This window comes from Paenibacillus sepulcri, assembly GCF_042647105.1.
In the GTDB taxonomy this organism is placed as follows: domain Bacteria; phylum Bacillota; class Bacilli; order Paenibacillales; family Paenibacillaceae; genus Paenibacillus_Z; species Paenibacillus_Z sepulcri.
In genome coordinates, this window is the sequence record NZ_JBHRUP010000001.1 from 4,440,079 (window position 1) to 4,464,660 (window position 24,582).

Here is a 24,582-nt window from a genome sequence, read left to right on the forward strand (position 1 = left end):
CATATGATGTCACAAAAAGGAGGTGGCCGCCTTGATCCCGATTTTGCTGGGAATCATCGGTTGTTACGCCTTGGCGGCAGCTGCTGTGCATCTGGCTTATGTCTTCACGAGGAAAAGGAGACGAGCTGAGCGGCATTATGTCCTGCTCGCCCGGAATGAGCAGCATATGATGGAATGGTATATACGGTCAATCCGCCGGCTATCCCACCGGACAGGAGAAGAAGTAAAGGTTACAGTGATCAATCAGGGAAGCGAAGACGATACCTTGCAGATTGCGGGGAGATTTGCAAGAAGCGGGATGAAGGTGGACATAGCTGCCGGGTTGCAGCCTGACGTAACCAGTGCCGTATCGGACGATGAACCATATGAAGGAGAGCAGGTGCTCGTGGATCTGGGAAAACCTGCGGAACTGTTGAAGCTTCCTCTATGACAGCCTGGAGGACAAGAAAAGAACCATTTATGAGGATTGCTTACGCAGAGGAGGTCGGGGTATAATCAGCTATATACAAATATCGGACGAGTGAAGCACACACGTACCGCTGCCCCAAGGCAGCTGGCGGGTGTGCTTTTTTTGTTCGATTTATACATTCTGCAGGGAAGATTCGCTTCACTATCAGTGACGGTATCAGCGATTAATTTCTTCTTGCTGAACACGAATGCAAGCGGCTTTTATCGTTTTTCCATGCGGCTGGTGAAGGAGCTTGCCTGTTAGGATGCCCACTTATGTGGTTCAGGACAGCTTGAAAGTGGTTGTTTCACGGAATAATCGGATCTGGAGGAGGAGCCTTTGAAAGTTACTTTATACATAATGAGATCCGGGCAGGAATCCCGTGCGTCATGGTCGATAGCGCCCGAGATTGATTTTGCCTACTGGCTGGATACCGCTTTCCGGAATGAGGCCGATCAGGAGACCAAGGGGATTCTACTGGCTTCCGGGTATGGGAATATGAATACTATCGCCAATGAATTGAACGGGCGCTTGCTTGAAGCAAAGGTCATAGAACTGATTGTTTGGCCATATATGCTGCCGCTTGGTCTTGCGCAGAGGATTTCAAAACATTGGCCGGATTCTGTTCGCAAGGGGGCTGGCAAGAAGGAAATAATCAGCCATTTGACACGTCAGATTCGCGAGTCAAAGCTGATGGACATGAAGATGGATCAAGCTCATCCAATGGCACAACCCGTCGAGATAAGAACACCGGATTCCCCCACTTCCACGGACGCGGTGGCTGCCCGGGAATTGGCGCGGCAAGCATGCGGCGCCGCCATGAGAGTGCAGGGGCGGCTGCTCCTTACCGGCGAAGTCCTTGCACTAATTGCGGCGGATGCCCGTGAGATCTCTGAAGGCGTGCCCGTACAGGCGTCCTGGGACGCTGTTGCCCCCACACTCCAGTTGGCCGCTTTGCAGGGTCTGATGGGTTTGGAAAGCGCAGTTTCCCAGCAGGTCCCAGATTCGCAGCCGTTATGGCGTTCTATGCGGCGTAATGGTGCGGGGGTACAGCTTCAATGCCAGCGCTGCGGCAGCACGGCTGCCCGGATGAGACGAACGCCATGTGCAGTATGCGGACAGTCGTGCACCTATTGCGAGGCGTGCTTGACCATGGGACGAAGCCGCGAATGCAGCCTGCTTGTCAGCGGCACTCCGGTGCGGGCGACCAGAAAAGACGGGGTCGGATCTGCTGATGAGTTCGCCGCGCCTCGTACGCTTTCAAAAACACGGAGCACGGATGACCGGCTTGCACGCTGGAGCCTGAGTCCGGCGCAGAGTGCTGCGACTGCGGCAGCGCTGAGTTATATGGAAGGCGGCGAAGCTTCTGGTCGGACCACATGGATTCAGCGTATTGCCGGGCTTATTGGAGGCACTGCGCCAGCCAGCCAGCAGCGACGCTTCCTGCTGTGGGCCGTGACGGGGGCGGGCAAGACGGAGATGATTTTTCCGCTGATTGAAGCCTGCTTGCAGCAGGGGGGCCGGGCGCTTATTGCGACACCAAGGCGCGATGTTGTGCTTGAACTGGATCCCAGGCTGCGCAAAGCCTTTCCAGGCACAACCGTTGTTACCTTATATGGCGGGAGTACACAGCGCTGGGAATATGGGGAGTTGACGATTGCCACTACACATCAGCTGTTTCGTTTTCGTCATGCTTTTGATCTGGTGGTAATCGACGAACTCGATGCTTTTCCTTACCATAACGACCCGATGCTTCAATATGCGGCAGGCCATGTATGCAAGCCTGGTGGAACAACAGTCCTGCTTTCTGCCACACCGCCTGCGCAGTTGAGGCGTGCTGCGCAGCTTGGAGGCTTGGCGCATGTCCGTGTACCCGTGAGATTTCACCGGCATCCGCTGCCTGTGCCAAAGCTAATCCGGATTCCGCCGGTAAGCAAGCTGCTGCGGCAGCGAACTTTGCCGCACCTCCTCGTCTCAGCTTTGAAAATATCAATTGGGCGGGGCGCTCAGGTCTTTATGTTCGTCCAGCAAATCCGTGACGTGCAGCCGCTTGTCGGGAAGCTGCAGACTTTATTTCCCGACATTGCGATTGAGGGAACCTCCTCCAAGGACGGGGGCCGTGCCGACAAAGTGCTTCATTTTCGCGACCGCAGCATTCGTTTATTGGTTACAACGACCATTTTGGAGCGTGGTGTGACCGTTCCCAAAAGCGATGTCTATATTCTTGACGCCGATGGAAAATTATTCGACGATGCTTCGCTTGTACAGATGGCAGGACGTGCAGGCCGATCCAAGGATGACCCGGCAGGTCATGTCTATTTCTGTGCTTCAGCACGAACAAAGTCTCAGAAGTCTGCGATTGCCCAAATTAGAGGAATGAATAGAATCGCAAGAAAAAACGGTTATCTTGTTACACCAGGGAAGGAGTAAGGATCAGAGCCCATGCCATCCTTTTGGAGCCTGCTGCACCAAACATTACCGAAAGCTATTCATAGCATTACCGCTCTGTTGGCGCCATCGTCCAGTCAGTGTCTGATGTGCGGCAATGCGTCACGGCGTACGGCGGATGCCCCATTCTCCGCTCTTTGCGGAGACTGCCAGCAGGCTATACCATGGATCAGGCATATTCATTGCCCGGTTTGTGGACGGCCCGAGCACTGTCCGGACTGCATGCGCCGCGAGGATACGGCATTTATATGCAACCGCAGCGCGGTTCGATATAGTCCGCTCATAAGAGAGTGGCTCGCTTTATATAAATACCGCGGCCATGAAGCGATTGCGCCGCTTCTTGGAGAAATGCTCTTCACTGCATATTCACAGACGGTCAGAGAGATGACAGGGAGGTCGGAAGCTTTTGCCATCAACGGATTCATTCCCGTGCCGGTGAGCGAAGAACGTCTTCTTGAACGCGGCTTCAACCAGGCCGAACGGCTCGCCAGGATTATGGCAGAACGCAGCGGACATCCGGTATTCGATATTTTAAGACGAACGCGACATAGCGGCAAGCAAAGCTTCAAAACCAGGGGCGCCCGTATAAAGGATGCCGAGAATCTATTTGCAGTGGATCATGATAGTTTTACATCCATGCTGCTTCAGCTTTCATCGATTCGTCCGGAGGGAAGTTTACAGAATCATAGACCCCGGCTGATGATCATTGATGATATTTATACGACGGGAAGCACAGTCAATGCCTGTGCTCATGCGATCCAGGACGCGTACCGCAGGAGCTCTTCAGACGGCATAATCGAAATTTTTATTTTGACATTAGCCAGGTCCTAAGTTAATTACCGTTATATGGGAGGCGGAGATCGCGCAAACATTTGAAAAAGATGATGAATATTGTCAAATTATGAGTTAGAATAAAGGTAAGTGTACGTGCTGTAGAAGGAGGCAAGAGGCATGGAGCTCGACAACTGCCCGCGATGCGGCAAATTGTTTGCCAAGAACTTTCGTGAAGTATGTCCCGCCTGCATTAAAGTCATCGATCAGGAATACCAGACATGCGCCGATTATTTACGCAAAAACAGAGGAACAACGATCAACGAATTGTCGGATGAGACGGGGATTACGATTAAACAAATTACCAAATTCATTCGTGAGGGCCGGATCTCTCTCATCGATGCTCCTAATTTATCTTATCCATGCGAGGCTTGCGGAACGCTCATTCGGGATGGCAACATGTGTCTGGACTGCAAGACCCGGCTTCTGGCGGATGTCAAAAAATCAAATGTGCAGCAAACAGCCAAAGAAGAGCCGGAGAAACCGCCTTCCTCCGCAGCGGCAGCCTACCGGATTATGGACCGTCTTCGCGATCGAAAATAACGATATCCATTCTTCTATAAATTTTTATACAAAAGTGCCGATAATACTCTTATACAGAGTTATCGGCTTTTTTACGTAGTAAAATATACATCTTCTCTGTACTTTGATTTAATATATAGGGGACGGCACCTGCCTGCCGATCCTGATGGTTGCCTTACATTTGGAGGGATTACAATGAAAATCAATGAAACACAGAGAATTGGAGCAATGAACCCTTATCAGAAGCAGAACGAGCAGCGGACTGAGAATGCAGGACGCAAGCGGCAGATCGATGAGGTACAAATTTCAGCAGAGGCGCAAGAGATGCTATCATACAGCCGCACAAGCAAAGCCGACCAAAGCAAGCGTATCGACGAACTGAAGCAATCCGTAAGCACTGGGAGCTATCATGTTGACGCCGGTAAAATTGCCGAGAAGCTGCTTCCGTATCTGACAGATAAGAAGAAAGACAACTAAACAACCATTATGAAAATAGGTGAGCCCTGTGTCAGTTGAAATCATCGTCGAAACGCTGGAGAAGCAGGCGGAGCTGTATGCACTGCTTTTGGAAACGGCCAAGCTGAAAACTCCCGTGCTTGTGAAGAACGAAGTGGAGCAGTTGAATGCAATCATCCAAAAGGAGCGCAAGCTGCTGGTGCAGGCCGAGAAGCTGGAGCTGCAGCGGATGCAGTATTCGCACAGCTATTTTCAAAGCATTGGCGTGATCCGATACAAGGGCGGCAAGATAATCGATATCATTCGAACCATCACATCTCCGCAGGAAAAAAAAGAATTAACCGAGCTCCATGGAAAGCTGACGGGATTGCTGGATGAGCTTCAGAAGGTCAATAAACTCAACCAGGAGCTTACGATGCAATCGCTCAAATTTATTGATTATTCAATTGATCTTGTCATCGAGGATCCCAATGATTCGGTTACCTACCAGCATCCGATGAATACCGGTTACGGGAATCAACGAAACGGTTTTTTCGATACAAGAGGGTAGATAGAGGAGGCAACCTGCAATGGCGTCAACTTTTCATGGCATTGAAACGGCCAAAAGAAGCGTATTGACTCAACAAGCGGCAATCAATACGGTAGGCCATAATATTTCGAATGCAAATACGGATGGATACTCCCGCCAAAGAGTGACCATGGTTGCGAGCCGGCCTATGGAAGCATTCGGCATGAACCGCTCTACGGCTCCGGGCCAGCTCGGGACAGGTGTGGAGTTCACGGCAATCAACCGGATCCGTACGGCTTATCTGGACGATCAATTCCGCAATCAGAGCAAATATCTGGGAAGCTGGTCGGTCCAATCCGATACGCTGAGCAAGCTGGAGGCTGTCGTCAACGAGCCATCGGACACGGGGATCCGCACGGTTATGGATAAATTTTATCAATCGTGGTCCGATTTGAGCAAAGACCCGGAGAATGTTACAGGACGTAAAATCGTTCGTGAAACCGCTTTGGCTTTAACGGATTCCTTCAACCAGACCAGCAAGCAGCTGTCCGATTTGAGCGCCGATCTAACGAGCAGCATCGATGTGAAAGTAACACAAGCCAATACGCTGCTCAGTACCATCTCTTCGCTCAATTCCGAAATCAAACGTATTGAATCTCTTGGCGACAATGCCAATGATCTGCAGGACCAACGGGATCTGTTAACAGATCAGCTGTCGCAGATCGTGAATATTCAAGTGACCAACACGCCCGATGGCTACACGATCGCTATGGGAGCTACCAATCTATTGACCGGTGATACAGCGGTTCCGTTAACCGCCGCTTCTGTGGCAACCGCTTATCAATCGGGAGATTTGAATAACGGCGAAGTATTCGGGATGATCGTTTCCCGTGATGTCTACGTGGCCGACTATCAGCGCCAGTTGGACGTGCTGGCCAATACACTCGCCAATGGCGATATTAATGTCACCGTGCCTGCCGGTTCCATTCTTCCGGGAACGACAACTCCGCTTGCCGCAGATACGGTGATGACGGTTAAAGGAATCAACGGCTTGCATAAATTGGGTTATACGCTCGAGGAGCCGGCAACGGCAGGGCAGGATTTCTTTACTTTCAAGGCGGGGACGACCGCTATAACGGCATCCTCCATTCAGCTTAATACGACTATCAGCAATGACGCCAATAAAATAGCAACTTCCATGCGGACGATTACGACAGGCGGCGTTGCATCGGTTGTGAAGGGCAATAACAGCATGGCTCTTTTGATGTCCGAGCTGAGCGACGTAAAATTCAAATTTGACCAGTCCGCAACGGGCAACGGGATTTCCGAAGCGACAATCAGCAACTTTTACAATTCGATGGTGGGTTCGCTTGGCGTGCAGTCGCAGGAATCTCAGCGTCAATACCAGAATGCGCAGGCACAGACCGATCAGGTTGAAGGCAGCAGACAGTCGGTCAGCGGTGTCTCACTTGATGAGGAGATGTCCGACCTGATCAAATATCAGCATGCCTACAGCGCCTCTGCGCGATTTATGACAACTTATGATGAAATGCTCGAAAAATTAATCAACGGAACCGGAACGGTCGGCCGTTAAGAATAGGAGGGGATCATAATGTCACTACGAGTCACTCAAAGCATGATGCAAATGCAGCTCTCGCGCAACCTGAACCGCAACCTCTCCCAGATGGAAGGTTTGCAGGATCAGTTGACAACAGGCCGTAAGATCAATAAAGCATCGGATGATCCAGTCGGTATCACCTATGCGCTGCGTTACCGCGGGGAGCTCGCATCTAATGAGCAGTATACGAAGAATGCGGATTCTGCCCACTCATGGCTGGATTTTAACGATACCGTTCTTAATCAGGCAGGGGATGTTCTGAAAAGGGTAAAAGAGCTTGTTGTACAAGGTTCCACGGGAACGAACCCTCAAGTGGCTCTTGATAATATCAGAGACGAGGTTATTCAATTAAAGGATCAGATTATTGATATCGGAAATAGCAAAGTGAATGGTAAATATGTTTTTAATGGTCAAACCTATGATAAAAAGCCCTATGATGTTACCGCAGCAGGATTCGATGCCAAGGCTATTGTTACGGATGGCGGCGATGTCTCTTATGCGATAGGTGTTGGAGTTGTACTGCCGGTTAACGTTTCAGGAAACGAAGTTTTCGGTAATCCCGGCGATGCCGACAATGTGTTCACTGTACTGGATAACATCATCTCTTCTTTGTCTTCTGGTGATTACGCTGGTACATCAGCCCAATTGGATAACCTGGATTCAAGAACGAACAAGGTACTCAACGCCGCCTCCGAGATAGGTGCCAGAGTCAATCGTGTGGAATTGATGCAAAACCGCCTGGATGATTTGGGTCTTAATCTGACATCCATGCAATCCAAGGTAGAAGATGCAGATTACGACAAGCTGCTGATTGACTCTAAAGTTAATGAAAATATCTATCAGGCTTCCTTGTCCGTTGGAGCCAAAGTTATTTCGCCGTCGCTGGTAGATTTCCTTCGATAGAGGGTGAGTTTGAATGAAACTGCCATATATCCAGGCGGAATCGGTGAAAGGACGAATTGGCATTGAGACGCAGCCAGGCCAGTATGATATACAGACCCAGCAGGCAGAGCTGCAAATAAACTCGACACCCGCACAAATGAACACACATTCGCAGATGGCTTCGATAGAAATTGACTCGGACCGGATGTGGGCGGCGTTCAATGGCGGCAAGCCAACCGAATTCATCAACCGCATATATTCGCAGATGCCGGATATCGCTCTGCAGGGAATTGCGCTCATTGTGGAAAAAGGAAACAGAATGGGTGATCTGCGGAATAAGGAGGATCCTGTTCCGGATATTGCACTGGAGGGTATGCTGGAAGGCCCTTCAAGTGTTGAAGTATTCGGCCCTGCATCATACAAAAATGTAGATGTATATATAACCCCTCATTACGCGGATGTTCAGGTTGACGTCGGGGGTGTAGATATACAGGTACAAACTCACAAGCCGGATATTGAATATCAACGAGGCAAGATTAATGTATATATGGAGCAGTATGCATCCGTACGCTTTCAAGTGGCGAATTTGGACATGCTGGTTTAGGTAGTGTGATTATCAGTAATAAGCTTAAGCTATAGAGAACCGGAATCGGTTTCATTCTATAGCTTTTTTCTTTCGAATTCGATAAGATGTCATCAGAATGGAGTGTGAATGAAGATCATGCAACTGCGAACGGAGCGCTTCGGCGAAATAAACATTTCGAAAGAGGATATCTATATTTTCACAAAAGGCATTCCAGGTTTTGAGGAGCACACCGGTTTTGTTATTATTGCTCCGGAAGACGATCAACCTTTTGCTTTTTTACAGTCGGTTAACGATGAGAAGTTAAACTTTTTGATTGCGGATCCGTTTCTTTTTTATCCCGAATACGAATTTGAGATTCCGAGTTCTGCACTTGCGGAGCTGGGCGTAGATTCCGTTGAGCAGGTGATGGTGCGGTCCATTATTAATATAGATAACAGTCTTGAATCGGCAACAATTAATTTAGTCGCGCCAGTCGTATTTAATACCAGTCGTCGGGTTGCCAAGCAGGTTGTTCTGGGCAGAACATCATACATGACCAGACATCCGTTATTTGCAACTGCGGAGAAATGATAGAGGAGGTGCTTTCATGCTTGTTCTTTCGCGTAAGAAGGGTGAATCCATTATTATTCAAGATGATATTGAAATTACGATTCTTGAAGTGAATGCGGATACGATAAAGTTGGGATTTAACGCACCTCGGGATGTGGAGATTTTACGAAAAGAAATTTATACCATGATCGCACAAACCAATAAGGAATCAGCTGCTCATGGGATGGATATTCAGGTATTGAAAGACAAGATGAAGAAAACATAAAAATAACGGATTGCTCTAACAGAGCAGCGCTTTCCTGCCGATATAGATAATAGAATCGGTTAAGGGTGATCGACCTTATCACGGTTTACCACAAGGATGTGGTAAAAAACCATTTCAGGGAGGAAATTAAAATGCGTATTAATCACAACATTACAGCTCTAAACACACACCGCAACATGACATTGAACAATACGGCAGCAGGCAAATCGATGGAGAAACTGTCTTCGGGTCTTCGCATCAACCGTGCGGCCGACGATGCTGCCGGCCTGGCGGTATCCGAGAAAATGCGCGGTCAAATCCGGGGTCTGGAACAAGCGCAGCGCAACGTTCAAGATGGTATCTCGTATGTTCAAACGGCTGAGGGCGCGATGAATGAAGTTAGCTCCATGCTGACCCGTATGAAAGAGTTGAATGTTCAGAAGGCGAATGGAACCTATTCTTCCGGCGACAAGGACAACATCGATCAAGAGCTGGATCAATTGGGTGAACAAATCGATAGCATTATTGACGATACGAAATTCAATGGTATCAATATTACTTCCGGTGCAACGATCCAAAGCGATGATGCTTCTCAACAGATAACGATTTCTGGTGTTGCTACATCAGGAATTAAAAGCTTGACTAGTTCGGCCACATTAACAAATATCGAAACAGCAATCAAGAACACTTCGACGGAACGCGCAAAATTGGGTGCGAAACAAAACCGTTTGGAATACACATCCAACAACCTGGGCACAACGGTTGAGAACCTTACAGCATCCGAGTCCCGTATCCGTGATACAGACATGGCTTCTGAAATGGTGAACCTCACGAAGAACAATATTCTGCTTCAAGCTTCGCAAGCGATGCTGGCCCAAGCCAACTCGCAGCCGCAAGGCGTGCTTTCCTTGCTCCGTTAATTCATATTCAAGCAGAAGGCTCTGGATTTCCAGAGCTCTTTTTCTATACGCTTTAATTATTGATAGGGTTAATTGTCGGCCTTTGACCAAATGGCATCAACCGCCTGTATGAGAATATCAAAGTTTTAAAAAACAAGCTTAACAATCTAAAGAAAATACTAATTGCTATAACAGAGTAGCGTTTTATTACCGATATAGGTTAATAGAATCGGTTAAGGACGCTCAACCTTATCACGGTTTACCACATGGATGTGGTAAAAAACCATTTCAGGGAGGAAATTAAAATGCGTATTAATCACAACATTACGGCTCTAAACACACACCGCAACATGACATTGAACAATACGGCAGCAGGCAAATCGATGGAGAAACTGTCTTCGGGTCTTCGCATCAACCGTGCGGCTGATGATGCTGCAGGTCTTGCGGTATCCGAGAAAATGCGCGGTCAAATCCGTGGTCTGGAACAGGCACAGCGCAACGTTCAAGATGGTATCTCGTATGTTCAAACGGCTGAGGGCGCAATGAATGAAGTTAGCTCCATGCTGACCCGAATGAAAGAGTTGAATGTTCAGAAGGCGAATGGAACCTATTCTTCCGGCGACAAGGACAACATCGATCAAGAGCTGGATCAATTGGGTGAACAAATCGATAGCATTATTGACGATACGAAATTCAATGGTATCAATATTACTTCCGGTGCAACGATCCAAAGCGATGATGCTTCTCAACAGATAACGATTTCTAGTGTTGCTACATCCGGAATTAAAGGTTTGGATAGTACAACGTCATTAACGGGTATTGAAACAGCAATCAAGAACACTTCGACGGAACGCGCAAAATTGGGTGCGAAACAAAACCGTTTGGAATACACATCCAACAACCTGGGCACAACGGTTGAGAACCTTACAGCATCCGAGTCCCGTATCCGTGATACTGACATGGCTTCTGAAATGGTGAACCTCACGAAAAACAATATTCTGCTTCAAGCTTCCCAAGCCATGCTGGCCCAAGCCAACTCGCAGCCGCAAGGCGTACTTTCCCTGCTTCGGTAATTATTATAATAAAGTGAGAGGTCTTGAGATTCTCAAGGCCTCTTTTCGTATTAGCAGATCAACCAGACTTTTCTGGATGGCCTCTCTTATGGTCGTAATACGATGAATGCAGCCGGGAGAACATGGGCTTTTTTTGGTGAGCACCTGTTATAAGGCGTTGGCTATTCGACCGACAACATGTTACGGGCATGTTCGTGCAAGCGAAGTTAAACACGAGATCGTTACTGGAACAGGTCTTTTCGGCCTATTAAAAGTTCTTCGATGATCTGTTCTCTGTTACGTCGCCAAAGGTGTTGGCTCGTGTTTAGAAGGCGAGCTTGTGGATCTTGTCGACGCGATCGTACAGGGAAGTCTCATTCCAGGTGTTGGGCGGAAGAGGAAGCGGAGCGACTCGAGGAGTTCCTGTTCACGTGTACGCCATCTTTAGTAAGAGTCAGCCCTACAGCCAATAAAACTAAATTTATCCATAGCCTTTCTCAGAGAATTGTTCGCACTGCGCGCAGCTCCCAGCGCGCGGTGTGGCGTTGCATGACGGCGGCCGACCACATGATTTTATGCTATTAATTAAACAAATCATTAAGATTGCCAATTAAAATATCATTGATATTCAGTATTTAAAAGTGAAGATAGAAAAATAAATGAAAATTTGTAATTGGTATAATAGAGTAACGGTTACTTACCGATATAAGTAATAGAATCGGTTAAGGGCGATCGACCTTATCACGGTTAACCACATGGATGTGGTAGAAACCATTTCAGGGAGGAAATTAAAAATGCGTATTAATCACAACATTACGGCTCTAAACACACACCGCAACATGACATTGAACAATACGGCAGCAGGCAAATCGATGGAGAAACTGTCTTCGGGTCTTCGCATTAATCGCGCGGCAGATGATGCTGCAGGCCTTGCGGTATCCGAAAAAATGCGCGGTCAAATCCGTGGTCTAGAACAGGCACAGCGCAACGTTCAAGACGGTATCTCGTTTGCTCAAACAGCTGAGGGCGCAATGAATGAAGTTAGCTCCATGCTGACCCGGATGAAAGAGTTGAACGTTCAGAAAGAGAATGGAACCTACTCTAGCGGCGACAAGGCCAACATCAACCAGGAACTGTCTCAATTGGGTGCTCAAATCGATAGCATTATCAGCAATACAAAATTCAATGGCATCAATATTACTGCTGGAGCAACAATCCAAAGCGATGATGCTACCCAAACGATTACGATCGCTGCTATTTCAACAACAGGGATTACTCAATTGACCAGTGCATCAACTTTATCGGCTATCGAAACGGCAATTAAGAACACTTCGACAGAGCGGGCCAAATTGGGAGCAAAACAAAACCGTTTGGAGTATACGTCCAATAACTTGGGTACAACGGTTGAGAACCTTACAGCATCCGAGTCCCGTATCCGTGATACAGACATGGCTTCTGAAATGGTGAACCTCACGAAAAACAATATTCTGCTTCAAGCTTCGCAAGCGATGCTGGCTCAAGCCAATTCGCAACCGCAAGGCGTTCTTTCCTTGCTTCGTTAATAACAATAATAAACTGAGAGGCTCTGGAAATTCCAGAGTCTCTTTTTTTGTGCAAATAATCTAATAATGCTGCGGAATAATTCCGATATAAACAATAAGAACGAAACTTGAGGCGGGGTGCCATTATGTCGATGAATATTCATTCTGCAAACACGACAACAAGTTATACACCAGAGAGAAATTCAACTGATAGCGAACAAGGGCAATTGAAATCAATAGAAAACGTGAGTCAAATTAATTCGGTAAGAGCATTAACGAAAGCAGAACTGACAGGTGTTAAGGTGACTACCGGAGATGAGCAGACGGTCAAAAATATTGAGCGTGCACTCAAGGTCATCCAAGGGCATGACACATCATTTGAAATGTCGGTACACAAGGCAACGAATACCATCACGATTAAAGTGTTGAATAAAGATACCGGTGAGTTAATAAGAGAGATTCCACCAGAGAAAACGTTGGATTTAGTTGCGAAGTTTATGGAGATTAATGGAATCCTTATCGACGAGAAAATTTAAGGGGGGTTTATATGAGAATTTCAGGTTTTGCCTCAGGTTTGGATATCGATGCAATGGTCAAGGAATTAATGAAAGCCCAGCGTGCGCCGCTTGATAAACTCTCCCAACAACGAACAGTGGTGGAGTGGCAGCAGGAGCAATATCGGGATATTAATATTAAAATGGTGGATTTTCGAAACAATAAATTATTCAGTTATGGCATGAGTGATCAAATAAGCGCCAAACAAGTTAATGTTACCGGCAATACAAATGCAGTAAGCGCAGCAGCCGTTTCAGGAGCAACAACCGGTTCAATGACGATTGAAGTCACTAAACTTGCCAGTGCTGCATCTTTGACTAGCGGCCCTGGCACAGGACCAGTAGATACAAATCTTTCTCTCAGTGCGCTTAAAGCCGCGGGAGCTGTTAATTATGATTCGGCAGACCAAAGTATTACCATAAACGGCAATAAAATTACCTTTGATGAAAATACAGATACATTGGCGAGTCTGGTAAAAAAAATTAATAGCAACAGCGGAGCCAATGTCAATGCGTTTTTGGATAGCACAACCGGGAAGATGTCTATCACATCCAAGACGACGGGTGCTGCAAGTACAGTTGCCGTCTCGGGAGATGTGCTGGGAAGATTCAATTTAACTGTATCAAAAGCGGGAGCCGATGCCGAAGTTAAAATCAATGGAATTGAAACCACACGATCAAGTAATACCTTTACGGAGAACGGTGTCGCCATTACATTGAATGCTGTATCGGGCGGTGCAGCAACAACATTAAATGTGACTGGCAATACTGATAAAACATTAGAAACGATTAAGTCATTTATCGCCGATTATAATTCCTTGTTGGATACCGTCAATGGCAAGCTGAATGAGCAACGTTATCTGAAATACCAACCATTAACTGATGAACAAAGAACAGGAATGAGTGACGATGAGATCAAATTATGGGAAAGTAAAGCAAAGAGCGGTTTGCTTTATAACGATTCCACCCTTTCTCAAGCGATCAGCAGCATGCGGCTTTCATCCATTACAGATGTAGTTATTGATGGTAAGAATGTCAATTTGACATCATTAGGGATTACCACAGGAGACTATACCAGTCGCGGTAAACTCGTCATTCAAGATGAGAATAAGCTTCGGGCTGCTATCGAAGCAGATCCTGATAAAGTTATGAAATTTTTTGCCCAACAAACCAAAGAAACAGACTCGGTGAAGAAAGCCTCTCCGACCAATCCAGATAACGGTCTGTTTAACCGGCTATCCAACAATATTATGGCTGCCCTCGATGGGATGTATCAAAAAGCGGGAACGTCCAAACTCAGTACAGACGCAAACGCTGCATTTTCGCCAACCAGCTTATTAGGAAGTCAGCTTAGAGATATTGACACCAGAATGAGCAATCTGACCGACCGTTTAACAGATATTGAGAATAATTACTATAAGCAATTTACGGCTATGGAAACCGCAATGAATCGTTATAATGCGCAGGCGTCAAGTTTATTCGGTGCTTCGCAATAAGAGGAGTGAAGAGATGATCCCGACACCATATCAGAAATATCAGCAATCCTCTGTTCAGACCGCATCACCTGGACAGTTGGTCATTATGCTGTATGATGGAGCAATACGATTCGTTAAACAAAGCATAGAGGCTATAAAAAACAAAGATATTCAAAAAGCCAATCATTTTCTGCTCAAAGCGCAAACCGTCATTCATGAACTAGTAGCGTCTGTAGATATTCAATACCCAATTTCGAAACAATTGCTTCAAATTTATGAATATATGATGCACCGGCTCATTCAAGCAAATGTGAATAAAAACTCAGAGGCTGCAGACGAAGTGCTTTCCTATCTGACAGATTTGAAAGAAGCTTGGTTAGTCGCAGTCAAATCGACTACTCAGATGAGCCAGAACTATAATGGATAAATTATTGGAACAGCTCTTAGCGGAAAGCCGTACATTAAGCCAATATGATCCGTCTATTACATATGAACGCTATGGGGAATTGGTAGATCAGCGTCAAACCGTTACAGATTTAATTGCTCAAAGAGAACTGACTCCATCAGAAAAGCAGTACCTGCAAGAGATTTTAAAGTACGAATCAATGATATGGAAGCAAATGCAGCGGCTGAAAAGTGAGGCTGCGGAGGGAATAAATCGTCTAAATATTTTCAAGAAACAAAGAGTCGCTTACGATCAACAAGGAGCATATGAAGGTTTTCTGCTTGACAAGAGAAAATAATGAAGCAAGCATCCTGAGTCATGCCGTCGTTCTATGAATCGGCAAGACTGAATTTATCTTTGTTAATTATGAATTGAACACCTGGAGGTATGGGTTATGACTAGTGCGACAATTGAATTGGATCTTACACTGGATGAATTGAGAGTTTTTCTACCCAACCTGATTGAAGCATGTGATTATATGGCCGAGCAACTATACGTTCACGTTACTGAGGGTACCTGGCAGGAATTTAGTCAATTATTACAAGCGATGAACGATTTATATAAATTATCGAAAGACATCCGCTTTGAACTGGAAAATACAGATGGAAATTCCTATCTTCATATAGTTTTAGGACAATTTATTTCCGAGATGGAGCAAAAGTTCAAGGCTTTGAACCAATATATGGATGAAGAAGCTTATATTCATGCTGCCGACTCTATCCGTTATGAGTTGTCCCCTTTATTTCTGGGCTTGTCTTCAGCACTGGGGGAGGAGACATCAGTTGTTGAACAGAGATTCTCTGAAAATTTGCTTTATCTTCAGCAACATTATCCGGATGTTTATAACGTTGTTAAGGATTTGAAATGGGATCGTGAAAAATTTCAAGTTACGAGGTCGATAAACGGCCAATCCAATATTTATACCTATACATTCAATGGAAATATGAGCTTTTTTTATAGTAATTACGACCAACATCATGAAATTGAACGATGGAAACAGTCAATAAGAGTGAACTTGAATGAGAAATCAAATGTCATCGTATATGGATTTGGTTTGGGTGCCCATTTAGTTCAATTATGTCAACAATATCCCCATCTTCAACTGGTAATAATGGAACCGGATGAGCAGTTTTTGCTTGCTGCGATGAGAGCAATCGATATTGGGGAAGTATTCTCCAAGCTTCATATTAAAGAATTTTTTGTAGGTGATGATAAGAGACGGAGGGAAGGAGTATTTTATCGCTTTTTTACGCTAGCCAAGGGAGAAACAGAAGTTTTATCCATTCCTTTTTACGATCAATGGAGTCCTGCAAAAAAGAAAGTATTTGTTGAAGATGCTAAAACGGCTGTTCTGGATTATATTTCTTCTGTGGCCACATACAGGATTTTTGGGATGCAGTGGATTCAAAATCGCTTGAATAACTTTTCGCAGATTTTAAATACACCCTCTATAGAAGGCTTGAAAGGGACTATGGAAGGTGTGACAGCCGTAATAGTAGGAGCAGGGCCTTCCTTGGAGGAGGATATTGAGCAATTGCGTAAATTGAAAAGTCATGCACTCATTATCGCAGCAGGCACCGCTATTCAGTCTTTAAAGCATTTTGGTATAGATCCTCATTTAATTGTCTCAATGGATGGATCAGATAGCAATTATGCTGCGTTTAAGAATCAGGATATTCAGGATATCCCTTTTTTATTTGCTCCACAGGTGCAGTACAAAATTATTGAAAACAATAATCGGTTATTTCACTTATTCTTGAATAACGATCTCGTAACTCGATATATGGCAGGACTTACTGATGAAGATCCGGTTTTTGGTGTCAATCATTCTGTTTCAGGAATTGCTATTCGAGCAGCTATATACATGGGGTGTAGCAATATAGTATTTACCGGGCAGGATTTATCTTATTCTGGCGAAAAGAAATATGCCGTAGGTGCAATTCATGCGAAACAAGAAAATATCGATAAGGAGATTCGGAACGCTGAGCTTACTGTGAAAAATGTTCAGGGCACAATGAATCGATCTTCGAATGCGATGTTCATTACATTAAGGGATATTGAAGATTTACTTTCTGAGCATCCAAATGTAAAATTTATTAATACTTCCCAAAGGGGAGCTGCCATCAAGTATACGGAATGGCGTTCATTAGAGCAGGTTCTTGATGAGTTAGCAGACGTCATTATTCCTCCGGATTTTATGATAGAAAGTATGGCTCAATATTTACAACCTTATAATGAGATACGTATAAAAAAAATGTATGAGCGCTTATTTAACATGCCAGAAGAACTCAATAAGCTGGAATTGAATCTGAAACGAATGGAAAACAAACTGAAGGAACTGAAGCTTCAAAGTAGAACGAAGCCTAAGAAATGTTTAGATACGATGGTGGATATTGAAGACATCTGGGAGATCGTAGTAAGCAGTGCACCGTTTATAACTTTAATTACAACAGTTTTTATGTATGAAATTCGTAATTTCGACCGTGATCGTCCCGAAATGGAAAAGGAAAATAATATAATAAAGAAAGCGGACTTGTTTGATAGCATATTGGGTACGCTTATTTCGAGCATACAAGCCCGCTTACCAGAACTAAGTCAAATTGTGTATGAGGCGGCAAATATAATGAAGGTTCGCAATGAATTTAAACTGGCAACAAGCTGAATACGACAGGGGTATATATGGAATGGCAAAGAACAAGAAAGTTCTTATAACCGGTGCTGATGGATTTATTGGTTCTCATTTGACAGAGGCATTAGTCCGGGAAGGTTACGATGTTCGCGCTTTTGTCTTATACAATTCCTTTAATACATGGGGATGGCTGGATCATTGCGCCGAGGATGTCAAGGGGAATTTCGAGGTGTTTGCTGGCGACGTGCGTGATCCATATGGAGTAAAGCGGGCTATGGAGGGTTGTGAGATGGTTTTTCATCTTGCTGCACTGATCGCTATTCCTTATTCATATCATTCACCGGACACCTACATTGACACCAATATTAAGGGGACACTTAATATCCTGCAGGCTGCACAGGAGTTAAATGTATCTCATATAATCCATACTTCAACTAGCGAAGTCTATGGGACAGCTCAGTTTGTGCCCATTACAGAAAACCATCCGCTCCAAGGACAGTCTCCATATTCTGCATCTAAAATCGGTGCTGACCAACTGGCGTTGTCTTTCTATAGGTCATTCGATACGCCGGTTTCAATAATTCGACCATTTAATACTTATGGGCCAAGGCAGTCTGCGAGAGCCATTATACCGACAGTTATTAGTCAAATCGCTGCTGGTGTTAAAGAAATAAAACTCGGTGCTTTGCATCCTACAAGAGATTTCAATTACGTTGAGGATACTGTTAGAGGCTTTATCTCTGCCGCAACACACTCACAGGCGATTGGGGAAGAAATTAATATCGGCAGTAACTACGAAATTTCAATTGGCGATACAGTAAAACTAATTTCTGAAGTGATGGGACGGACAATAGAGATTATTGCGGATGATGCTCGAATGCGCCCAGAGAAAAGTGAAGTCACACGTCTATGGGCCGATAATTCGAAGGCGAAACAATTGATTGAATGGGAACCGGAGTATGCTGGGATCGAAGGTTTTAAAAACGGTTTAAAAAAAACAACAGAGTGGTTTTTAAATCAAGAAAATTTAATTCGCTATAAGAGCGATCTATACAATATATGAGGTAAATATGAACATAGAAGAGTTCTCTACTAATGTGGTGAGTAGATTAAAATCCAATCTCCCAGAAGGACGCGAATTTATCGCACTTCACGAGCCAACGTTTGAAGGCAATGAATGGAACTATTTAAAAGAATGTTTGGATTCTGGGTGGGTATCATCAGTTGGTAAATATGTAGATCTATTCGAGCAAAAAGTTTCGGCTTTTACCGGAACGAATCATGCTGTAGCGGTAATGAATGGGACCGCGGCGCTTCATATCTGTTTAAAGCTGGCGGATGTTCAGCAGCAGGATGAAGTGCTCGTACCGTCTTTGACTTTTGTTGCTACAGCTAACGCGATTTCATATTGTGGAGCCATACCACATTTTGTAGATATTTCCCATCAGACACTTGGCTTAGATCCTTATGTTTTGTCCGATTATTTAGAGTCTATATCTGAAATACGTTCAGGCGCTTGTTATAACAAAAAAACGGGCAGGAGAATAAAAGCTGTTGTCCCGATGCATACATTTGGCCATTCGGTGGATTTAGATCCGCTTGTCATTTTATGTGAAAAATACGGCTTGGAATTAGTGGAGGATGCTGCGGAGTCACTAGGCTCTTATTATAAAGGACGCCATACTGGCAGTTTCGGCCGGACAGCAGCTATAAGTTTCAACGGTAACAAAATCATTACGACTGGCGGCGGCGGAGCAATCGTAACGAATGATGAAAGCATTGCAAGGAAAGCCAAGCATTTAACGACTACATCTAAAATCGCTCACCCTTGGGAATATGATCACGATCACATTGGATATAATTACCGAATGCCTAACATAAATGCTGCACTCGGTTGTGCACAATTAGAGAAATTACCAGAATTATTGCATAAGAAACGAGACTTAGCTGCTCGTTATCATATAGCATTTGCCGATATGGATGGAATTCAGGTATTCAGGGAGCCTGATTTTTCCAGTAGTAACTATTGGTTGAATACTCTGATTTTAGACCGGAAATATGCAGCCGCCAGAGATATTATTCTGAATGACTCAAATAAAAACGGTATCATGACTAGACCGGTCTGGAAGCTGCTGCATAAACTAAGCATTTATGAGCATTGTCCTAAAATGAACACTCCTGTCGCCGATGATTTGGAAAAGCGCATAATCAATATTCCAAGCAGTGCTAACTGCCTATAAATTATGACTGCTATAGTAGGGGGGAGAACGATGAAAGTAGCGGTAGTTGTTGGGGGGGGCATTGCAGGGTTAGTCTCATCTATCCTGCTTTCGAAAAAATATGTTACCTATCTTATCGAGAAAGAAGAAGAATGTGGAGGATTGTTAAGATCTATTAAAAATTCTGAAGATGTTTACTTTGATCAAGGAACACATATTATCAGTGAAACCAACATTCCGGAATTGGATAATTTACTTTTCGGTACATTGCAAGAAAATGATTGGGAGTCTTTTAATGTTTTAAAAACGGGAAACTACTATCTTGGTAAAATGTATAGCGATAATAATTATGTGTATGCACCTTCATTGCCGCGAGATTTATTTAATCAAGGGCTAGCTGAACTGCTATCAACCGAATCCGCCTGTGTGGAAACACATAACATGAAGGATTATACGGAAAAGCAATTTGGCAGCACATTTTCAAAACATATATTTGCACCCATTATGAAAAAAATAACAGGTTGTGCTTTGGAAGAACTTCATCCATCAGCAGTGAACTTATTTACGTTGTCCAGAATTATTGTTGGAGATGAACATATGAGCCGCGAGTTAAAAAAATCACCATTCTTTGATTCGAAGCTTTCATATAGCAGTTATAATGAAGGGGTTTCAGCGATCAAGAAATATTATCCTCAGAATAAAAGAGGAATCGGACAATGGATATCCATGCTCGTAAATCGCGCTATGTCCTCAGGTGTTAAAATAATGAATGGGAGATCTGTAAAGTCAGTTGGCAGTTACAATAATAATGTCCGTTCTATAGAATTGGATGATGGAGCTATAATTAATTGTGACCAATTGATCTGGACCATCTCAGCGTTTCCTCTGCTGCAAGCAGCGAATATTCCCTTTAATGGCACCCGGCCAATATTTAGACCTATGACGCTCCATCATTATATGATTGATCAACCTTTTCTTGATTCGAATTACTACGTATATTGTTATGATAGTGATTTGTTAAGTTATCGAGTTACATTATACCCCAATATTACAAATAGTGAGGATAAACTGTCGCCGCCATATACATGTACCGTAGAAGTATTATCTGATCAGACGGATGATTTGAATGTATTGAACAATACGATATTTCAAGAACTAAAGCATATGGGAATCGTGAATTCCACCTCTCGTTTGTTATATCAAAATGTACAGGTAGTGAAAGAAGGATTTCCTGTTCCTACACCCGAGTTTATAGCTCAAACAAATGAAATGAACAATATTGTGAATGAAAGATTCAGTAATGTAGCACTGCTTGGAAAAGGGAGCGGCAATGGTTTTTTTATGAGAGATATATTAAAACAAGTTCATCAAGAAACGACCCGGCTGCTTGAAATGTAAAAACATTGGAGGTTTGTGATGGAGCATAGTGTAGAATACAGCAGAGAAAAAAATATCAATATCTGGGAAAACCTCTATTCTCAGCAAGAGGGAGATTTGTTTTACCCAAATGAATACCTCGTGAGAGTAAGTCATCGCTTATTAAATAAAGAAGCACATCATAAAATACTGGATTATGGATTTGGCAGCGGGACTAATCTTATTCATTTCTTGAAAAAGGGTTTTACAGTAAGCGGGGTTGAAGTCAGCGAAAGTGCAATAGAGCAAGTAGCCTCTAAATTGGAGCGCTCCGGACTTGAAGCGATCCTCAAACATGATAAATCCGGAATAATTCCATTTGAAGATGACTCCTTTGATGTTGTGATCGCTTGGCAGGTATTAATTTATAATGACTGGGCGACATTTCATAAAGCTATGAATGAAATAAATAGAGTTTTGCGTTCTGGAGGAATTTTTTTAGGAACAATGGGAGCTGTGGGAGATTTTTCACATTCCAATAGTATCTCGCTTGGAAATAATCTTTTTGAATCAACTGTTCCGGGCCAGGAAGGTGCGATCTTAATGATATTTGAGAAGGAAGATCTGCAGCAATGCTTTCCCGACAAGAATATTACGGTAGGAATGTATGATTTTTCCTTTGCAGAACGCCATAGTAAACACTGGATTGTAAGTTACGTGAAGTAGGGGATGATAATAATGGTTGATCCGAGACAGAAGAACATTTCCATATGGGAAGATATTTATAATAGCCATGAAAGCAATTTGTCTTATCCAGATGAGAACTTGGTAAGAATTAGCCACCGGCTATTTCAGAAAGAAACACATGCAAAAATTTTGGACTATGGATTTGGCAGCGGCAGCAATTTGATCCATTTGGCCCAAAAAGGGTTCGAATTACACGGTGTTGAAATTAGTGAAACTGCTATCAGAAATTTAAAAGATAAGTTGTCGAAAATGGACATGCCCGCTCATTTGCACTCGATAAGGGATAAAAAAATACCCTACGAAGATCAGTTCTTTGATGTCGTTGTTGCATGGCAAGTTCTTTATTACAACGACTGGTCATCCCTTGAGATGGCAATCAAGGAAATAGACCGCATCCTGCGGCCAGGCGGCATATTTCTGGGTACAATGGGGGCTATAGGTGATTTCTCCCATAGGCACAGCAATCCTCTGGGTGATAGTATCTTTGAATCCACGGTTCCAGGACAAGAAGGCGCCATTGTCATGATTGTCGAACAGGACCAGCTGTATCGCTGTTTTAAGAATAAAAATATTACCATTGGTAAGTTTGGATTTGAATACGATGATCGTCAATCACATCATTGGGTAATCAGCTATGTGAAGGAATGAAACGAGGGTTACGATGATTAAGGCAGCTATTCATCAAAGTCAATATATCCCCTGGGTCCCTTATATTAAGAAGGTGGCTTCAGCAGACATTTTTATTATTATGGACAACGTTCAATTTCAATCTAACGGTGTACAAAACCGCAATAGAATTCGCAATAAGGCTGGTCAGTTCTGGTTAACGGTTCCGGTCACAGGCAATCTCGCAGATACGATTGGGGAAAAACGTATAGTGGGAAGAGATTGGGCCACAAAACATTGGAAATCGTTACAGGCTTCCTATTCGAAAGCCCCTTTTTGGGGAATGTATAGAGATGAACTTTTTCAACTCTATGAGCAGAATTGTTCTACGCTTTTGGAAGTAAACCAACTTTTTTTTACCTATTTAATCAAGAAAATGTCTATTACCACTAAAATTATTCATCTTTCAGATCTTAACATAAACGCAAAGAAAGCGGATTTGGTACTGCAGGCATGCAAAGATGTAAATGCAGAAATTTATATTAGCGGAACGGGTAGTAAAGCTTACTTAAATGAAGAAATTTTCCGTCAGGAAGGTATCAGAATTGACTACCAACCGTCGATACCTCCGTCGTATGATCAATTTCATGGAGACTTTATCGATGGATTATCCATTATTGATATGTTAATGAATGTAAGGCTTGAAGAAATTGTTGCTTACGTGAATACACAATGAAACTGAGGATATTGTCATGACAACAGAAGCAGTCCTAAGTAGTTCTGACGGTCTTATTAAAGTGCTTGCCCTTACAGGCATTCGATCGGAATATGACCTATTATATCCATTATTGAAGGAGCTTCAGGAAGATTCGGAGTTTGATTTGGGGGTCATCGTTTCTGGCGTTCATCTCACTGAGCTGCATGATTACTCGGTAAAACTTATTGAGAGGGATAACTTTCGAATTGCCGATAAAATTGAAAATATGATTTATTCCAATACGGCAAGCGGTAAGGTGAAATCCGTTGGTATACTTATTCAAGGTTTAGCACATGTCCTTGAACGGGAAAAGCCAGATCTACTGCTGATATTGGGTGATAGAGAAGAGGTTGTAGCGGGCGCTATGGCTGGGACTTACATGGGTGTCCCTGTTATCCATATAGCGGGGGGAGACAACACATTCCCTGAAGGCGGTGACGTTGATGAGGAGATTCGTCACGCCGCAACCAAATTAAGCCATGTTCACCTTACCATGCATGAAGAACATTCACGACGCATTGAAAAACTTGGTGAAGAGCCATGGAGAATTCATACCGTTGGTAACGGCGGAGTAGATCGCTTAAGAATGGGAACAGAGTTAACGTTACAAGAGATGGCTAAACAATTTCATGCGGCAGTTTTAGAAAAATATATCGTATTTATTTATCACCCCTTAAGTTCAGAACTGGACAGTTGCGCTAACGATGTAAGAATATGTTTTGAGGCATGCCTGGCAACCGGACTTCAAGTATTTGTAGGCGCTCCTAACAGTGATCCCGGGTATCAGGATATTGCTAGAGTTTTTCAAGAGTATGCAGAGCACCCAAATGTCCACATGTATAAAAATTTACCAAGAGACGAATTTGTAACCTTGCTGAGACATGCGGCATGTTTAGTTGGAAATTCATCTCTCGGCATTCATGAAGCTCCTTACCTGGGTTTGCCCGTTATAAATGTCGGACAGAGGCAGCGGGGCAGAGTTGCAGGAAAAAATGTCCAATTTGTATCTGCTGAATATAATGCTATCAATAGTGGGCTTGAACGAGTTCTACATGATCATGTGTACCGAAGCAATATCAAGGTAGGAGATCCTATTTATGGCGATGGACACATGGCGGAAAAAGCCAAAATAATCATTAAAAATCTTCCTAGTAGGGCGCAATTGCTTGCAAAAAAAATAACGTATTGATTTGATCCTTCAAGAGGTGCT

General features: G+C 44.0%; 26 protein-coding genes. All 26 read left to right on the forward strand.

What is annotated here, in order from left to right; genetic code table 11:
• Nucleotides 1–31: 31 nt before the first annotated feature.
• On the forward strand, nucleotides 32–430 hold the full coding sequence (locus ACFOLF_RS19610) for a glycosyltransferase family A protein (protein ID WP_210039015.1): 399 nt from the start codon (nucleotides 32–34) through the stop codon (nucleotides 428–430).
• A gap of 357 nt (nucleotides 431–787) precedes the next feature.
• Nucleotides 788–2,878: a DEAD/DEAH box helicase gene (locus tag ACFOLF_RS19615; protein WP_379114466.1), complete on the forward strand. Its 2,091-nt coding sequence runs from the start codon at nucleotides 788–790 to the stop codon at nucleotides 2,876–2,878.
• Nucleotides 2,879–2,890: 12 nt separating this feature from the next.
• Nucleotides 2,891–3,727, forward strand: coding sequence for a ComF family protein (locus tag ACFOLF_RS19620; RefSeq protein WP_210039014.1), 837 nt, complete (start codon nucleotides 2,891–2,893; stop codon nucleotides 3,725–3,727).
• 120 nt (nucleotides 3,728–3,847) lie between these two features.
• A complete protein-coding gene (locus ACFOLF_RS19625; protein ID WP_210039013.1) occupies nucleotides 3,848–4,270 on the forward strand; it encodes a TIGR03826 family flagellar region protein in 423 nt (140 codons plus the stop codon).
• Nucleotides 4,271–4,444: 174 nt separating this feature from the next.
• Nucleotides 4,445–4,726, forward strand: coding sequence for a flagellar biosynthesis anti-sigma factor FlgM (gene flgM, locus ACFOLF_RS19630; protein ID WP_210039012.1), 282 nt, complete (start codon nucleotides 4,445–4,447; stop codon nucleotides 4,724–4,726).
• Between the two features lie 28 nt (nucleotides 4,727–4,754).
• Entirely contained in the window at nucleotides 4,755–5,255 is a 501-nt protein-coding gene (locus ACFOLF_RS19635) for a flagellar protein FlgN (RefSeq protein ID WP_210039011.1), read from the forward strand.
• A 19-nt stretch (nucleotides 5,256–5,274) separates the two neighbouring features.
• Nucleotides 5,275–6,807: a flagellar hook-associated protein FlgK gene (flgK, locus tag ACFOLF_RS19640; protein WP_210039010.1), complete on the forward strand. Its 1,533-nt coding sequence runs from the start codon at nucleotides 5,275–5,277 to the stop codon at nucleotides 6,805–6,807.
• 18 nt (nucleotides 6,808–6,825) lie between these two features.
• A complete protein-coding gene (flgL, locus tag ACFOLF_RS19645) occupies nucleotides 6,826–7,734 on the forward strand; it encodes a flagellar hook-associated protein FlgL (protein ID WP_210039009.1) in 909 nt (302 codons plus the stop codon).
• 13 nt (nucleotides 7,735–7,747) lie between these two features.
• Complete coding sequence (locus tag ACFOLF_RS19650; RefSeq protein ID WP_210039008.1) at nucleotides 7,748–8,317, forward strand: DUF6470 family protein; 570 nt, start codon at nucleotides 7,748–7,750, stop codon at nucleotides 8,315–8,317.
• A gap of 108 nt (nucleotides 8,318–8,425) precedes the next feature.
• On the forward strand, nucleotides 8,426–8,869 hold the full coding sequence (gene fliW, locus ACFOLF_RS19655) for a flagellar assembly protein FliW (RefSeq protein WP_210039007.1): 444 nt from the start codon (nucleotides 8,426–8,428) through the stop codon (nucleotides 8,867–8,869).
• Nucleotides 8,870–8,885: 16 nt separating this feature from the next.
• On the forward strand, nucleotides 8,886–9,113 hold the full coding sequence (gene csrA, locus ACFOLF_RS19660; protein ID WP_210039006.1) for a carbon storage regulator CsrA: 228 nt from the start codon (nucleotides 8,886–8,888) through the stop codon (nucleotides 9,111–9,113).
• A 131-nt stretch (nucleotides 9,114–9,244) separates the two neighbouring features.
• Complete coding sequence (locus ACFOLF_RS19665; RefSeq protein WP_210039005.1) at nucleotides 9,245–10,012, forward strand: flagellin N-terminal helical domain-containing protein; 768 nt, start codon at nucleotides 9,245–9,247, stop codon at nucleotides 10,010–10,012.
• Nucleotides 10,013–10,296: 284 nt separating this feature from the next.
• Complete coding sequence (locus ACFOLF_RS19670; RefSeq protein ID WP_210039004.1) at nucleotides 10,297–11,064, forward strand: flagellin N-terminal helical domain-containing protein; 768 nt, start codon at nucleotides 10,297–10,299, stop codon at nucleotides 11,062–11,064.
• A 773-nt stretch (nucleotides 11,065–11,837) separates the two neighbouring features.
• Entirely contained in the window at nucleotides 11,838–12,605 is a 768-nt protein-coding gene (locus tag ACFOLF_RS19675) for a flagellin N-terminal helical domain-containing protein (RefSeq protein ID WP_210039003.1), read from the forward strand.
• Between the two features lie 125 nt (nucleotides 12,606–12,730).
• Nucleotides 12,731–13,120 (forward strand): flagellar protein FlaG, encoded by a 390-nt coding sequence (locus ACFOLF_RS19680; RefSeq protein WP_210039002.1) that lies wholly within the window; start codon nucleotides 12,731–12,733, stop codon nucleotides 13,118–13,120.
• Between the two features lie 11 nt (nucleotides 13,121–13,131).
• On the forward strand, nucleotides 13,132–14,634 hold the full coding sequence (fliD, locus tag ACFOLF_RS19685; protein WP_210039001.1) for a flagellar filament capping protein FliD: 1,503 nt from the start codon (nucleotides 13,132–13,134) through the stop codon (nucleotides 14,632–14,634).
• A gap of 13 nt (nucleotides 14,635–14,647) precedes the next feature.
• A complete protein-coding gene (gene fliS / locus ACFOLF_RS19690; RefSeq protein WP_210039000.1) occupies nucleotides 14,648–15,040 on the forward strand; it encodes a flagellar export chaperone FliS in 393 nt (130 codons plus the stop codon).
• Nucleotides 15,033–15,356: a hypothetical protein gene (locus ACFOLF_RS19695; RefSeq protein ID WP_210038999.1), complete on the forward strand. Its 324-nt coding sequence runs from the start codon at nucleotides 15,033–15,035 to the stop codon at nucleotides 15,354–15,356. The genes fliS and ACFOLF_RS19695 overlap by 8 nt, the downstream gene beginning before the upstream one ends.
• A gap of 96 nt (nucleotides 15,357–15,452) precedes the next feature.
• Nucleotides 15,453–17,720, forward strand: coding sequence for a motility associated factor glycosyltransferase family protein (locus tag ACFOLF_RS19700; protein WP_210038998.1), 2,268 nt, complete (start codon nucleotides 15,453–15,455; stop codon nucleotides 17,718–17,720).
• Between the two features lie 22 nt (nucleotides 17,721–17,742).
• Nucleotides 17,743–18,750, forward strand: a complete 1,008-nt coding sequence (locus ACFOLF_RS19705) for an NAD-dependent 4,6-dehydratase LegB (RefSeq protein ID WP_210038997.1) — start codon at nucleotides 17,743–17,745, stop codon at nucleotides 18,748–18,750.
• Nucleotides 18,751–18,757: 7 nt separating this feature from the next.
• A complete protein-coding gene (locus tag ACFOLF_RS19710; RefSeq protein WP_210038996.1) occupies nucleotides 18,758–19,927 on the forward strand; it encodes a LegC family aminotransferase in 1,170 nt (389 codons plus the stop codon).
• 30 nt (nucleotides 19,928–19,957) lie between these two features.
• Nucleotides 19,958–21,304 carry an NAD(P)-binding protein gene (locus ACFOLF_RS19715; protein ID WP_210038995.1) on the forward strand — a complete coding sequence of 449 codons (1,347 nt, stop codon included), beginning with the start codon at nucleotides 19,958–19,960 and terminating at the stop codon, nucleotides 21,302–21,304.
• A gap of 18 nt (nucleotides 21,305–21,322) precedes the next feature.
• Nucleotides 21,323–21,988, forward strand: a complete 666-nt coding sequence (locus ACFOLF_RS19720) for a class I SAM-dependent methyltransferase (protein ID WP_210038994.1) — start codon at nucleotides 21,323–21,325, stop codon at nucleotides 21,986–21,988.
• A 12-nt stretch (nucleotides 21,989–22,000) separates the two neighbouring features.
• Nucleotides 22,001–22,657: a class I SAM-dependent methyltransferase gene (locus ACFOLF_RS19725; RefSeq protein ID WP_210038993.1), complete on the forward strand. Its 657-nt coding sequence runs from the start codon at nucleotides 22,001–22,003 to the stop codon at nucleotides 22,655–22,657.
• A 13-nt stretch (nucleotides 22,658–22,670) separates the two neighbouring features.
• Nucleotides 22,671–23,351: a WbqC family protein gene (locus ACFOLF_RS19730; protein ID WP_210038992.1), complete on the forward strand. Its 681-nt coding sequence runs from the start codon at nucleotides 22,671–22,673 to the stop codon at nucleotides 23,349–23,351.
• A gap of 16 nt (nucleotides 23,352–23,367) precedes the next feature.
• Nucleotides 23,368–24,561 (forward strand): UDP-N-acetylglucosamine 2-epimerase, encoded by a 1,194-nt coding sequence (gene neuC, locus ACFOLF_RS19735; protein ID WP_210038991.1) that lies wholly within the window; start codon nucleotides 23,368–23,370, stop codon nucleotides 24,559–24,561.
• The last annotated feature ends 21 nt before the right edge of the window (nucleotides 24,562–24,582 follow it).